Source organism: Pandoraea captiosa (assembly GCF_902459775.1).
In the GTDB taxonomy this organism is placed as follows: domain Bacteria; phylum Pseudomonadota; class Gammaproteobacteria; order Burkholderiales; family Burkholderiaceae; genus Pandoraea; species Pandoraea captiosa.
In genome coordinates this window covers 597,688-610,418 of sequence record NZ_CABPSQ010000002.1, presented here as the reverse complement: position 1 = coordinate 610,418, position 12,731 = coordinate 597,688, and the positions used below count along the sequence as shown (strand labels likewise).

Below are 12,731 nucleotides of genomic sequence, written 5' to 3'. Positions count from 1 at the left end.
GGCTCAGGCCGCGCGCGTCTCCCGGTATTGTCCGGGCGTGGCGGCAAGCAATTGCTTGAAGGTGCGCTGGAAGTGCGCCTGATCGGCGAAGCCCGCATCGAGCGCCACCTCTGCAATGGCATGTCCGCGCCGCAAGCGCGCCCGCGCATATTGAATCCGCTGATTCATGAGAAAGGCATGCGGCGTGAGGCCGTACCGCGCGCGGAACGACCGCGTCAGGTACGACGCCGACAGTCCCGCCGCCTCACAGATCTGCGCGAGCGTCAGGGCTTCGCGGCAATGCGCGCGGATGAAGTCCGCTGCGCGGCTGAGCTTTTGCGAATCGTCTCGCATCGGCGTCGGCGCAGGATTCAACCGCTCGTGCACGTCGATGAAGAACTGCTGCACGACACCCTCGCGCTCGAGGGTATCGCGCGACGCATCGGTACACACGTCGTAGAGCCGGTTCAGACCTTCGTACAGCGCAGGATCGTTCGACGACATCGGGTCGAACAGATGCAGATCGCGCCCATGCGAAAACCCCAGTTCGCGCTGGAGATCGCGTAGCCACGTCGTGTCGACGAACAGCATGCGATACGCCCACGCCTCATCGCCGATGGGGTTGCATGCATGCACCGCGTCCGGATTCATCACGACGACGCTGCCACGCCCCACCGTCTCGCGCGCGCGGCCGTTCAGATACGTGCTGCGTCCGCCGGTGACCGCACCGATGGAAAACGTTTCGTGGCTATGCAACGCGTAGCACACGCGACGTCCGTCGAGCACTTCGCGCGCTTCGAGGAACGGCAGCGACGGATCACGCCAGAACGTGGACGGATAGGGACAAGCGACGGTCGACGAGACGGATTTCGACATGGATAGGCAAGGCGATGAAAACGAGCGGTCAGGCGGCCGGTTTGCCGGTATCGCCCGTGGCCAAAGCGGCATCAGGGTCGACCGACAGCGGCGAGTTCGCCGGTGGCGCTGCGCCGCCCACGGCGCCGGCCTCGACGTCGTCGAGCGGGCTGGTGCCATCCGCTTCGGCGACGAGCCACGCGGCAATCGCGTCGCGCTGCGCGTAGGCGTCCGCTTCTCCCAGCGCGATGAGTTCCTGAGTGTACGCCGATTCGAACAGCAGGTAGCTGGCGAACGCCGCGCCGCGCTCGGCATCGGCGCCGATGGCGCCCAGCATGGTGCGCACGGCACGAGGCAACTGCTTCAGATGACGCGCCGCAATCGGCTCCAGTCGCTGGCTCGGTGAGATCAGCAGCGTTTCGATGGGACGCCATCCGCTCGACTCGCGCTGCGCTTCGGGCACGTATCGCAGCACATTGTTGATGTGCTGCAAACGCTCCAGATCCGCGGACAATCCGTCGATGAACACGCTCGCGAGCGCCTGCCCGCCAATCTGCGCCAGACTCGGATAGCCCCCGATGCGCTCGCCGCTGCTGTCGAGTCCGTACTGCCCGTGCGAGGCGCCGATGATGAGCACGCGTGTCGCGCCCAGATGGATCGGTGGACTGAGCGGCGCAATCTGACGCATGGAGCCGTCGCCGAAGTACTCGGACTGTCCGTCCAGATCGAGTTCGATGGCCGGAAACAGATACGGAATAGCGCTCGATGCGAGCAGGTGTTCCACCGTCAGCGGCACATTACGGGCCAGACGCAACGAACGCTTCCACGGCTGAATCGGCTCCGCGCTCTGATAGAAGGTCACGTGTTTGCCGGACGAATACGAGAGCGCGGTGACCGACAGGGCTTCGAGCGCGCCGCACGCGAACACTTCGGGCAGCCGGTCGAGGCGAATCGCCTGACGCAGCATGTCAGCGAGCGGCGACCAGTCGAACAGCGAGCGCGGTGAACGGCGCAATGCCCAGCCCAAAGAGAGGGCGGCGAGCCAGCGCGCGCCGGTGCCTGCCATGCCCAGCGAATCGGCACGGAACACCTGCCCTGCGTGAAACTGCCGCCAGACGGCGTCGAGCTTCATGACGCCATGCTGAAAGTCGTCTGCATGCGAGGCAAGCGCGGCCGCGTTGATCGCTCCGGCGGACGTGCCGCACACCACGGGAAACGGAATGGCCCGCCGCGACGGCAGGACCTCGCGCTGGATCGCGGCAATCGCCGCGAGCACGCCGACCTGGTACGCGGCGCGTGCGCCGCCGCCCATCAGGACGAGACCGGTACGTTCGCCTGAGATCATGGGGGCCTCCCTTCTGCCGTCGTTGTGCTTTTCACCCGGTCAGCGGCCGGGGCTCGTGGCCCGATTTACCGATTTCACAGACTTCACGGACCCTTGCGCCCTCAGCCCCCGGTTACCACTTCCAGGCGGCTTGCTTGCCCGTCGTACCTGCGGCTTTGCCTGCCGACTTCACCGCCGCTTTGGGCGACGTCTTGGCGGACGTCTTTGCGGACGTGGCGGACTTGGCGGAAGTCTTGGCAGCAGCCGATTTTGCAGGCGTCGTCTTGCTGGCTGGGCGGCGTCCAGCGGACTTGCCCGACTTCGGCGCCGCCTTGCCGGATGTCCCGGTGGCGGTCTTCTTCGCCGCCGTGCGCGCCTTGCTGCCCGTGGCCTTCCCTGCCGACGATGCCTTTGCCGCACCCGCGCTCGCATGCGTGGCCTTGGCTGCGGCCTCGGACATTTGCGCCGCCGCCGCTTCGGTCATCTGGGCGGCCGATACGCCCGCGGCCTGTGCCGCCGCTGCGATCTGATCGAACTGGGCACGCATCGCGTTAAACCACATCGACGGATCGAGCGCGCCATACGCGCTGCTCGCCTGCGCGAATGGCGATTCGGCGGCACCGGCGCCCCCGGCGTCGTTCGCCCCCGCATTCGATGCGTCATCGGTGTCCTGCGCTTGCTGTGCTTCCTGCGCGGGCGCCTCGGGCTCGGGCTCGGGCTCGCTCGCCTGCGGCTCGACGTCCTGCGGGGGTTCCTGCGTCGCGAACGGCGAGCGCCAGAAGTGGGCCGCACCTGCCTGGCCGGTGGTGTCGGCGGTGCCGGCGCCCGCCGTGTCCGACGCCCCGGCGGTGCCGAAGCTCCCCGTACCGAATGCGCGCAGCGTGGCGTAGGTGGCGCGCTGCACTTCGAAGGCCTGAATGGTCGAGCGCAACACGTTCAGATTGAGCGTGAGCCACTGTTCGACGGCCCGCATCTCGGCGATGCGGTTCTCGATTTCGTCGGGATCGAGCAGCGGTGCGGCGCTCTGCATCAGTTGCGTTAGCGGCGAGGTGAAAGTCGCGGGCGGACTGAATGCCTCCCACATCTTCTTGAGAATGTCGAAGCCGTTGGGCATGGCACTCGTCGAATCGCTCATTACGATCTCCAGTCACGGTCGGGAACGCACGGCTTGTCGCGCAAGCCAGGCGCACAGGGCGTATGGCTATCGATCATACGCCGAGCGTGCGCCGGTGGTGTGTCAAAACGGTGCATCGCCGCTGAAGTCGGGCGCACGGCGCTCGCGCAGCGACGCAAGACCCTCGCGCACGTCCGGCCCGGAAAACCCCATGAATTCGAGCGCCAGCGACGCATCGAACGCCGGTCCGGCGCTGCGCAGCCAATTGTTGAGCGTGTATTTCGTCCAGCGAATCGCCGTGGTCGAACCGCGTGCGAGCTTATCGGCCACCTCGAATGCCTTGGGCAGCAGATCCGCCTCGTCGACGGTCAGTGAAACGAGGCCGATGCGCTCGGCTTCCTCGCCCGTGACCGGCTCGCATAACAACAAGTAGTACTTCGCCTTGGCCATACCGCACAGCAGCGGCCACACGATGGCAGCATGGTCGCCCGCCGCAACGCCCAGACGCGTATGGCCATCGATGATCCGCGCGGTCTTCGCGGCAATCGAAATGTCGGCGAGCAGGCCCGCAACGAGTCCGGCCCCGACCGCCGGGCCGTGCATCGCAGAGACGATGGGCTTGCTGCAATTGATCACGTTGTAGACGAGATCGCGCGCTTCACGCCACACGCGCGCGCGCACGGCGAAGTCATCGGCCATGTCCTCCACGAGCGACAGATCGCCACCGCCGGAGAACCCCTTGCCTTCGCCGCGAATGACGACGGCGCGCGTGTCGGCGTCCCGATCGATGTCGCGCCACACATCGGCCAGTTCCTGATGCATGCGATGGTCGGCCGTCGACAGGCCGCTCTTGTTCGCGCCGGCGCCCATGATGAGTTCGAGCACGCCGTTCGGATGCCGCTTGAATTGCAGCGACTGGTAGTGTTGATACGGATCTAGCGACATGGATTACCGCTCCGGAAAAAAATATCCCCGCGCAGGCGGGGATGGAACAGCGGCACCGGACATCGGCCGGCACCGCCGACGGTCAACCGTCGATGGCGAGGCGTCTCACGCCTCTCGCCTTCATGTCGTCGCCACAGCGGCGGCGATCACGACGGCGGTCATGATGGTGGTCACGACGGCAATCATTACGGGGATTACGGGGCAATCACCCACTTGCCGTTGTCGATCTTGACCATCACGCGAGCGCGCTGGTCGAGCCCCAGGTGATCGGTCGGGCTCATGTTGGTCACGCCGTTCGACACGTGCACGTCCTTGCTCGTCTCGAGCGCATCGCGCAGGGCCTTGCGGAATTCCGGCGTGCCCGGCTTGGCGCTCTTGAGCGCAATCGGAATGGCACGTTGGAGCAGAATGCCCGCATCCCAGGCGTACGAGCCGAACGCCGCCACCTTGCCCGCGCCGTACTTGGCGTCGAACTTCTTGATGTAGTCGAGCGCCACGGCCTTGGCAGGGTGATCGTTCGGCAACTGCGACGCCACGAGCACCGGGCTGGCCGGCAGATACGTGTTATTGCAGTCCTTGCCGCACACGCGCAGGAAGTCGTTATTGCCCACGCCGTGGTTGTGATACACGAGGCCCTTGTAGCCGCGTTCCGCCAGCGCCTTCGGCGGCAAGGCTGCCGGCGTGCCTGCGGCGCCGACAACGACGGCGTCCGGGTTCGCGCCCATGATCTTGAGAATCTGGCCGGTCACGCTCGGGTCCGTGCGGGCGAAGCGCTCGCTGGCGACCATCTTGATCTTGTGAAGGCCGGCGAACTTGGCGACTTCTTCGTAGAAGGCTTCGCCCAGCGCGTCGCCCTGACCGATGAAGGCCATCGTCTTCACGCCATGCTTGCTGGCATGCTCGGCGATCGCGGAGGCCATCTGCGCGTCGGTCTGCGGGGTCTTGAACATCCAGTAACGCTTCGCATCGACCGGTTCGATGATGCGCGCGGACGAGGCGAGCGAGATCGTCGGCGTGGTGCCGGCAGCGATCACGTCGAGCATGGCCAGCGTGTTGGGCGTGATCGACGAGCCGATGATGGCGTCGACGTGATTCTCGGAGATGAGCTTCTTGGTGTTCTGAACGGCAGTCGTCGTGTCGGACGCGTCGTCCAGCACGATGTAGTCGACCTTCTCGCCGCCGATTTCCTTCGGCAGCATGCTGATCGTGTCGCGCGCGGGAAGGCCGAGCGAAGCGGCGGGGCCGGTGAGCGAGATGCTCACACCAATCTTGACCTGAGCGGCAGCGCCGCCGGCCAGCGCCAGCAACATCGCACCCAGCAGGGCAGTGCGCACGGGGTTTCGCATGAAAAATCTCCTGGTCTGGCCTGCGCTGGTTTTTTCTGTCGCGCGGGCACCCCGGAACGGATACCTCGCGCCGCGCCGGCGAAAGTTAGGGCCGAGGCGCATACCCGCGTAGGGCGCGCAACGACTCAAGGAGACAAAGAATAGCGGAGCCAGAATTGCCCGCCATATCCGGGTTCACCCTATGCGAGCATCGCCCGACAGGCCGCAAAGCCTTGCCGGGCGCGGCATTCGGGCCGGTTCATTTTCCCGTCCGGGCGGTCGGCCGTCGCCGTCTGCGGCCCCCAGGGACTGACGACACGAAAGCGACCGGCGATCGCGCGCGCCGGATCACACGCGCAACCGATGGTGACGAACGCGTGACGCTTACTCGTCGAGCGGCGCCACCGCCTGATCGATCGCGCCGAAGATCGTCTTGCCCTGCGCGTCGAACATCTCGATGCGCACGCGGTCGCCATATCGCATGAACGCGGTCTCGGGCGCGCCCTTCTCCAGGGTTTCGAGCATGCGCTTCTCGGCAATGCATGCGCTGCCCCGGCTGCGATCCTTGTTGGAAATCGTGCCCGAGCCGACGATGGTGCCGGCGCGCGCGTTACGTGTCTTGCACACATGCGCGACCAACTGGCCGAAATCGAACACCATGTCCTCGCCGCACTCCGGCGCACCGAACTTCTTGTCGTTCCACTTCACCGTGAGCGGACGGTGCACGCGACCGTCGCGCCAGGCATCGCCCAGTTCGTCCGGCGTGACAGCCACCGGCGAGAAGGCGCTCGCGGGCTTGCTCTGGAAGAAGCCGAAACCCTTGGCCAGTTCGGCCGGAATCAGGTTGCGCAGGCTCACGTCGTTCACGAGCATCAGCAAGCGCACCCCTTCGAGCGCACGCGCCGGGCTTGCGCCCATCGGCACGTCCGAGGTCACGACAGCAACCTCGGCTTCGAAGTCGATGCCGAAGTCCTCCGAGGCGCAAACGATATCGTCCGTCGGACCGATAAAGTCGTCGCTGCCGCCCTGATACATGAGCGGATCCGTCCAGAACTCCGGCGGCATTTCCGCGCCGCGCGCCTTTCGTACCAGTTCGACGTGGTTCACGTACGCCGAGCCGTCCGCCCACTGGTAAGCGCGCGGCAACGGCGCCATGCATTCGGCCGGGTCGAACGCGAAGGCATGGCGTGCGCGGCCATGGTTGAGTTCGGTGTACAACGAATGCAGTTGCGGGGCGTAGAAGGTCCAGTCGTCGAGCACGCGTTGCAGCGTGGGCGCAATGGCGTCGGCAATGCAGGCGGTCGAGAGGTCACGCGAGACGACGATCAACTGGCCGTCGCGGGTGCCGTCCTTACGGGTAGCGAGTTTCATGGCAATGGAGTCTGCGAGCGGGTTCGGGTGTTCAGAGGCAATTCGAACGCCGGGCCGTGGCAATCGTGCATGATGCCGACAGGCATGGAGCAGGACACCGCAGGCCCGATAGAATGACGCTTGAAGCCGAGGATTCTACCCGAGCGCTCCGCAGGCGCTTGCGGACATCGATCGCGAAAGACCACGAAGGATCGCAAACGATCACGAAGGATCACGAATCGAGCGGCCATGACGACAACAAAAGAGACACATGACAGTGCCTGAACAAGACAATGACATCGGTCAAGACAGCGACGGCAACACGGCCGCGCCCGACGAGGAGAAAACCCGCTCGGGCATTCAGTCCATCGAAGTGGGCTTCCGGCTGATCGAGGTGCTGACCGAGGCGTCGAACGCCATGATGCTGCGCGATCTCGCGCACGCCGCAGGCATGAACCCGGCCAAGGCGCACCGCTACCTCGTGAGCTTCCAGCGGCTTGGCCTCATCGTGCAGGACCCGGTGAGCGGACGCTACGACCTCGGCCCGTTCACCTTGCGCATGGGGCTCGCGCACCTCGCCCGCATCGACGCCTTCAAGGCCGCCCGCTTCGCCATGTCCGAACTGCGCGACGCGATCGATCAGACCGTGGGGCTGGCCGTGTGGGGCAATCAGGGACCGACCGTGGTGCATTGGCTGGACTCGACCTTTCCGATGCGCGTGCCGCTGCGACTGGGTGACGTCATGCCCATGCTGGAATCGGCAGCCGGACGCCTGTTCGCCGCCTACCTTCCGGAGCGTCAGACCGCGCCGCTCATCGACGCCGCACTGGCCGCCGCGCAGCACGCGTCGCGGCATCAATTGCCGGCCACGCGCGCCGACTACGACGCCGTGCTCGACGACGTGCGTGCCCATCGGGCCGCGCGTGTGGAGGGCACCGTGTTGCCGTCGGTCAATGCATTCTGCATGCCGGTATTCGATGCGACGGGACAGTTGGTGATGGGACTCATGGCGCTCGGGCCGGAGAGCCGCTTCGACGCGCGCTGGGGAGGTCCGATCGACACGGCGCTGCGCACGCTCGCCCAAAAGCTGTCTGCGGATCTCGGTCACGCCCACGCGCCCGACCGTCGAACGTGACACACTGAAAGTCATTCGCCAGACACGGCCGGGCGAGCGGTGAACGGCACCGGCACGAGCCTGTCGAACCAAACTCGTTCCGATATGCGATCCTGACGCTCCGACGTCCCGATTATCGATCCTCGTGTCTTCGCGCCCCTCCCCTCCTGGCGGTCCTTCAGACCATTCGGGCCATGCCGGTCCTGCCGGTCCGGATCGTCGTAACGTCCCTGAAGCCCCCGACGCGACTTCGGCGTCGGACGCTTCGGCGATGGCGGCGCAGGCCCGCTCGGCCAAGCGGGCGAAGGGACGAGGTAAGCGCTGGAGGCGCGGGGCGCTCTGGGTGGGCGTGCTGACGGCAGTTTTCGTCGCGCATCTGGTGATCGCACTCTGGGTGGCGCGCCATCGCACGACACTCGAAGACAAGCCGATTCCCAGCATTCCGATCACCCTGATCCCGCTCAAGCCGGTCGCCCCACCCGCGCCACCGGCCCCTCCCGCACCGCCGCCGCAGGCGGCAGTGGAGCCGCCGCCCCCTGCCCCAAAACCCGCGCCGCCCAAGCAAGCGCCGCCCGACACGCTGGCTGCGCCGGTGACCACCGACATGCCGGGGCCTCAGGCCGCCTCGACGACGGCGGCCGGTACGGGCGACGCCCCCGGCGCAACGGCGTCGGCGACGACGGCGACGGCGACGGCGACGGCGCCACCGAGCGTTGCCCTTACGGCGGCCGCCGCCAATGGCGACAAGTTCGACCCGCCGCCATCCGTCACGCTGACCTACGACGCGCTCATGAACGGCGTGCGCAACCAGACCGGGCAACTCCACTGGGTCAACGACAACGGGCATTACCAGTTGCGCATCTCGGTGCCGATCCTCTTTTTCGGCACCTTCGAATTCATCAGCGAAGGCGGGTATGACGTCAACGGCATCGCGCCATCCCGCTATGTGGAAAAACGCGGACGCCGCGCCGAATACGTGACGGACTTCCACCGCGAGGCCACGCCCACACTGCAGTTCTCGCGCTCGGGGCAGTCCTTGCCGCTGGCGCCGGGCGCGCAGGACCGCTTCAGCGTGATGATGCAGTTGGCCGGCTACGCGCGAGGCAATCCCGAACGCTACACGCAGGTGGGGGTGACGCACGAATTCACCGTGGTCGATACGGATAGCAGCGAGGTGTGGCCGGTGCAGTACGTGGGCAGCGAGACGATGACGACGCCGCAGGGTTATCTCGAAACGCGTCACTTCACCCGTCTGCCTCGCAAGGCGGGCGACGAACGACGCGTCGACATCTGGCTTGCCCCCTCGCTCGACTGGCTGCCGGTGCGGGTCAAGCAAACGGAGCCGTCCGGCACGGAATTCGAGCTGATATTCACGCAGCGCTCGGCCCCCTGACGCATGGCGCGGTCCGGCGTCATGATTCCCTGCCCGGCACAGGGTTTTCCGTATCGAAAATCCGCGCGCAAATCCTTAGAATTTCAAGCGATGTAGCACCCATGCGGGTATGCGGCGAAGTGTTGCCCAACTACGACGAAACGCTCAGCACAAGTGCGATGTTCCTGACATAATCAGAAACATCCCATCGCATCGACGCCATCGACACTACCTCGCAACGCATCGACGAACCTAGGGGGCCGCACATGAAGGTCAGTGCCAATGGAGCATCGATTCATTACGCGGTCGATGGCCACGGTCCGTGGCTCACGCTGGCGCACCCGCTGGGGGCGGATCTCAGCGTATGGGACGACCTGGTCCCTGCGTTGGCGACACACTTCAGAGTGCTACGCTACGACAGCCGGGGCCACGGCAAGAGCGACGTCACGCGTGGCCCATACTCCGTCGCGCAATTGGCGGCCGATGCGACCGCGCTTCTCAGTTCCCTGGAAATTCCACGCACGCACTTCGCTGGCGTCTCGATGGGCGGCGCGGTCGCCCAACAGGTCGCGCTGGACGCTCGAACGTATCGCGAGCCTGACCCTGATCGACACGACCGCCGGATACGACGCCGCCGATGCCGACCTGTTCCTGCAACGAGCGGCCAAGGCGCGCTCGCAGGGGATGAAGGAACTGGCCGTCGGCACCCTCGAACGCTGGCTCGGCGAGCGCTTTCGCAAGCATCATCCGGCGCAAAGCGAGCGTATCCGCTCACTGGTGGCGCAGGCCGACCCGGAAGGCTTCGCCGCCGCGTGCGAAGCGCTGGCCGCGTTCGATGTGCGAACACGTCTGGGCGAGATCGAAGCGCCCACGCTGGTGCTCGTGGGAGAAAACGACCCGTCGACGCCACCGGCGGTGGCCCGGCGCATCGCCAGCGGGATTGCAGGCGCTCAGTTGGAGATCGTGCCCGACGCAGCCCACCTGTCGATCGTCGAACAGAAACAGTTCGTAACGAATGCCCTTGCAACATTTTTGCAAGGGGCCGCATCTAACGTATGAACCCTGCAAAAAGTGGTTGGAAATGAGGGACTTGCGGGACTTGTTGCGGAACCTTTGATAAAAGGAGGGCCAAAACCATTGAATTCGTCAGCCGGTGTGCCGATAAGCGAATCATGGGGCACTGCCTCTTGAAATCGCGCCGCGTCGCCCCTATGTGGGTTACCAAGGACCATGCAGGAACACCAGGAGAGTTGCCATGCTCATGATTTACAACAGCCCGAATTACTGTGTCGTTGAGTTTGCCGCAGACAACGGCAATCACTCGCTGTCCGCCGGTGGCTATGAAATCGTGGACAAAACCGCCGGCCGCGAGATTTTCCTCGACGGCTCGCTTGCCCGGCAATTCCGTGAAGAAGTGCAGAAACTGATTGCCAGCGAACCGTCGGAGGACGAAGTCGACGAATTCCTCGGGCAGTTCGACAACTTCATGACGAATCCGGTCGTGCTCCACTGACATCCACGGATGTCGATACGTCGATACCCACGCGGTGCAACCCCACAAAAAACCCTCGCTTCGGCGAGGGTTTTTTCATGGACTGAGAATTCGACGTCCTTGACGTCATGTCAGACTTTCGCACGTCCGGCGGGGGGACCGACGCGAGACCGCCTCAGCACTGTTGCCACGGCAGCCCGTCGAAGCGCCAGCCGTTCAAGGCATTGCGGTGGTGAGTCGCATCCAGATCGCCCTCGAAACCGTGCAGCACCCCATAGACATTCAGGAAGCCGGCCGCCTCCAGCGCCTCGCCGGCCGCCGCGCTGCGATTGCCGCTGCGGCAAATGAGCAGAACCGGCCGCTCGCCGCCCGCCCCCGCCAGCTTGCGCACGCTTTGCACGAAATGCGGGTTGATCTCCCAGTCCGGACCGTCGTTCCAGGCCACGTGGATCGCGCCGACCGGGTGTCCGACGAACAGGTGTTCCATTTCGCTGCGGCAGTCCACGAACAGCGCGTTGGCATTGGCTTGCAAAAACTTGTGAGCGGCGCTCGGGAGCAGGAATTCCATATTTTCAGCTTCGTCGACAAAACTTCGGGATCATTGGGCGAGGCCGCCCGGCAAGCGCGCCGGGGCGCATTCGATCAGGCGCCGGCGCACAGGCGCAAACCGCGAAAACCATTACAATTATAGGTTTTCCGGCCACTCCAAGGCGACGTCCGTCATGACCACCGCAACCCCACCCGCCGCGAACGCTCTGCCCACCGCCCTGCCATACACGCGCGGCCAGGCACTGCCCGCGCTGCTCGAACAGCGCATCCTGATTCTGGATGGCGCGATGGGGACGATGATTCAGCGCTACAAGCTGGACGAAGCCCAGTATCGCGGCGAGCGGTTCGCCGACTTCGCGCACGACGTCAAGGGCAACAACGAGTTGCTCTCGCTCACGCGGCCGGACGTCATCAGCGAGATTCATCGCCAGTATCTCGCCGCAGGCGCCGACATCATCGAGACGAACACCTTCGGGGCGACGACGATCGCCCAGGCCGACTACCACATGGAAGACCTGGCCGACGAGATGAACCGGGCGTCGGCGCGTCTGGCGCGCGAGGCGTGCGCCGCTTTCAGCACACCGGACAAACCCCGTTTCGCCGCCGGCGCCATCGGCCCGACCCCCAAGACCGCGAGCATCAGTCCGGACGTGAACGATCCGGGCGCACGCAACGTCGACTTCGACCAGTTGCGCGACGCTTACTACGCGCAGGCGAAGTCGCTCATGGAAGGGGGCGTGGACCTGTTCCTCGTCGAAACCATCTTCGACACGCTCAACGCCAAAGCGGCGCTCTTTGCCATCGACGAACTGTTCGAGGACACCGGCGAGATTCTGCCGATCATGATCTCGGGCACCGTGACGGACGCCTCGGGGCGCATTCTGTCCGGTCAGACGGTCGAGGCCTTCTGGAATTCGCTGCGTCACGCGCGCCCGCTCACGTTCGGCCTGAACTGTGCGCTCGGCGCCACGCTGATGCGTCCCTATATCGCCGAGTTGGCCAAGCTGTGCAATACCTACGTATCGGTCTACCCGAACGCCGGCCTGCCCAACCCGATGAGCGACACGGGCTTCGACGAAACCCCGGATGTGACCTCTGGCCTGCTCAGGGAATTCGCCCAGGCAGGACTGGTGAACCTGGCCGGCGGCTGCTGCGGCACCACGCCGGAGCACATCGCCGAGATCGCCAAGGCACTCTCGGAAGTGAAGCCGCGCCGCTGGCCGTCGCAGTATCGCAACGACGCAGACGCAGACGTCTGAGCCGCGCCGCCCGAACCTCACAAGACTGATTGCATGAAGCCCGGCGCAACGAC

12 protein-coding genes and 1 pseudogene are annotated in these 12,731 nt (G+C 65.3%); 6 read left to right on the top strand and 7 right to left on the bottom strand.

What is annotated here, in order from left to right; translation table 11 throughout:
• Positions 1–3: 3 nt before the first annotated feature.
• From PCA31118_RS07980 to PCA31118_RS07955, 6 genes are all read right to left on the bottom strand, one after another.
• A complete protein-coding gene (locus PCA31118_RS07980; protein ID WP_150624622.1) occupies positions 4–855 on the bottom strand; it encodes an AraC family transcriptional regulator in 852 nt (283 codons plus the stop codon).
• 28 nt (positions 856–883) lie between these two features.
• Positions 884–2,179 (bottom strand): patatin-like phospholipase family protein, encoded by a 1,296-nt coding sequence (locus PCA31118_RS07975; RefSeq protein WP_150624620.1) that lies wholly within the window; start codon positions 2,177–2,179, stop codon positions 884–886.
• Between the two features lie 112 nt (positions 2,180–2,291).
• The gene (locus PCA31118_RS07970; RefSeq protein ID WP_150624618.1) at positions 2,292–3,293 is read right to left on the bottom strand and encodes a PhaM family polyhydroxyalkanoate granule multifunctional regulatory protein; all 1,002 of its coding nucleotides are present in this window, start codon (positions 3,291–3,293) and stop codon (positions 2,292–2,294) included.
• Positions 3,294–3,395: 102 nt separating this feature from the next.
• Positions 3,396–4,217, bottom strand: a complete 822-nt coding sequence (locus tag PCA31118_RS07965; RefSeq protein WP_044453636.1) for an enoyl-CoA hydratase/isomerase family protein — start codon at positions 4,215–4,217, stop codon at positions 3,396–3,398.
• A gap of 194 nt (positions 4,218–4,411) precedes the next feature.
• Positions 4,412–5,563, bottom strand: a complete 1,152-nt coding sequence (locus tag PCA31118_RS07960; protein WP_150624616.1) for an ABC transporter substrate-binding protein — start codon at positions 5,561–5,563, stop codon at positions 4,412–4,414.
• 363 nt (positions 5,564–5,926) lie between these two features.
• A complete protein-coding gene (locus PCA31118_RS07955; protein ID WP_150624614.1) occupies positions 5,927–6,913 on the bottom strand; it encodes a fumarylacetoacetate hydrolase family protein in 987 nt (328 codons plus the stop codon).
• 250 nt (positions 6,914–7,163) lie between these two features.
• On the opposite strand from PCA31118_RS07955, the gene PCA31118_RS07950 reads away from it, so the two are divergent.
• The 5 genes and pseudogenes from PCA31118_RS07950 (at position 7,164) to PCA31118_RS07930 (ending at position 10,891) form a co-directional block, all read left to right on the top strand.
• The gene (locus PCA31118_RS07950; RefSeq protein WP_150624612.1) at positions 7,164–8,027 is read left to right on the top strand and encodes an IclR family transcriptional regulator; all 864 of its coding nucleotides are present in this window, start codon (positions 7,164–7,166) and stop codon (positions 8,025–8,027) included.
• Between the two features lie 250 nt (positions 8,028–8,277).
• Positions 8,278–9,399 (top strand): DUF3108 domain-containing protein, encoded by a 1,122-nt coding sequence (locus PCA31118_RS07945; RefSeq protein WP_150624610.1) that lies wholly within the window; start codon positions 8,278–8,280, stop codon positions 9,397–9,399.
• Positions 9,400–9,644: 245 nt separating this feature from the next.
• A pseudogene (locus PCA31118_RS27625) lies at positions 9,645–9,902 on the top strand (alpha/beta fold hydrolase); the annotation flags it as partial.
• Complete coding sequence (locus tag PCA31118_RS07935; RefSeq protein ID WP_150624608.1) at positions 9,862–10,437, top strand: alpha/beta fold hydrolase; 576 nt, start codon at positions 9,862–9,864, stop codon at positions 10,435–10,437. The pseudogene PCA31118_RS27625 and the gene PCA31118_RS07935, both read left to right, overlap by 41 nt.
• A 196-nt stretch (positions 10,438–10,633) precedes the next feature.
• Positions 10,634–10,891, top strand: a complete 258-nt coding sequence (locus PCA31118_RS07930; RefSeq protein ID WP_044453626.1) for a BTH_I0359 family protein — start codon at positions 10,634–10,636, stop codon at positions 10,889–10,891.
• A 154-nt stretch (positions 10,892–11,045) separates the two neighbouring features.
• Here PCA31118_RS07930 and PCA31118_RS07925 read toward each other — a convergent pair whose 3' ends face one another.
• A complete protein-coding gene (locus PCA31118_RS07925; protein WP_044453624.1) occupies positions 11,046–11,438 on the bottom strand; it encodes a rhodanese-like domain-containing protein in 393 nt (130 codons plus the stop codon).
• Between the two features lie 154 nt (positions 11,439–11,592).
• Here PCA31118_RS07925 and PCA31118_RS07920 point away from each other — a divergent pair, with 154 nt between their 5' ends.
• A complete protein-coding gene (locus tag PCA31118_RS07920) occupies positions 11,593–12,678 on the top strand; it encodes a homocysteine S-methyltransferase family protein (protein ID WP_150624606.1) in 1,086 nt (361 codons plus the stop codon).
• Positions 12,679–12,731 lie beyond the last annotated feature (53 nt).

What these genes read in the sequence shown, in the direction of transcription:
- PCA31118_RS07980 (WP_150624622.1), bottom strand. Translation starts at nt 855, where the DNA reads ATGTCGAAATCCGTCTCGTCGACCGTCGCTTGTCCCTATCCGTCCACG.
- PCA31118_RS07975 (WP_150624620.1), bottom strand. Translation starts at nt 2,179, where the DNA reads ATGATCTCAGGCGAACGTACCGGTCTCGTCCTGATGGGCGGCGGCGCA.
- PCA31118_RS07970 (WP_150624618.1), bottom strand. Translation starts at nt 3,293, where the DNA reads ATGAGCGATTCGACGAGTGCCATGCCCAACGGCTTCGACATTCTCAAG.
- PCA31118_RS07965 (WP_044453636.1), bottom strand. Translation starts at nt 4,217, where the DNA reads ATGTCGCTAGATCCGTATCAACACTACCAGTCGCTGCAATTCAAGCGG.
- PCA31118_RS07960 (WP_150624616.1), bottom strand. Translation starts at nt 5,563, where the DNA reads ATGCGAAACCCCGTGCGCACTGCCCTGCTGGGTGCGATGTTGCTGGCG.
- PCA31118_RS07955 (WP_150624614.1), bottom strand. Translation starts at nt 6,913, where the DNA reads ATGAAACTCGCTACCCGTAAGGACGGCACCCGCGACGGCCAGTTGATC.
- PCA31118_RS07950 (WP_150624612.1), top strand. Translation starts at nt 7,164, where the DNA reads ATGACAGTGCCTGAACAAGACAATGACATCGGTCAAGACAGCGACGGC.
- PCA31118_RS07945 (WP_150624610.1), top strand. Translation starts at nt 8,278, where the DNA reads ATGGCGGCGCAGGCCCGCTCGGCCAAGCGGGCGAAGGGACGAGGTAAG.
- PCA31118_RS07935 (WP_150624608.1), top strand. Translation starts at nt 9,862, where the DNA reads ATGCGACCGCGCTTCTCAGTTCCCTGGAAATTCCACGCACGCACTTCG.
- PCA31118_RS07930 (WP_044453626.1), top strand. Translation starts at nt 10,634, where the DNA reads ATGCTCATGATTTACAACAGCCCGAATTACTGTGTCGTTGAGTTTGCC.
- PCA31118_RS07925 (WP_044453624.1), bottom strand. Translation starts at nt 11,438, where the DNA reads ATGGAATTCCTGCTCCCGAGCGCCGCTCACAAGTTTTTGCAAGCCAAT.
- PCA31118_RS07920 (WP_150624606.1), top strand. Translation starts at nt 11,593, where the DNA reads ATGACCACCGCAACCCCACCCGCCGCGAACGCTCTGCCCACCGCCCTG.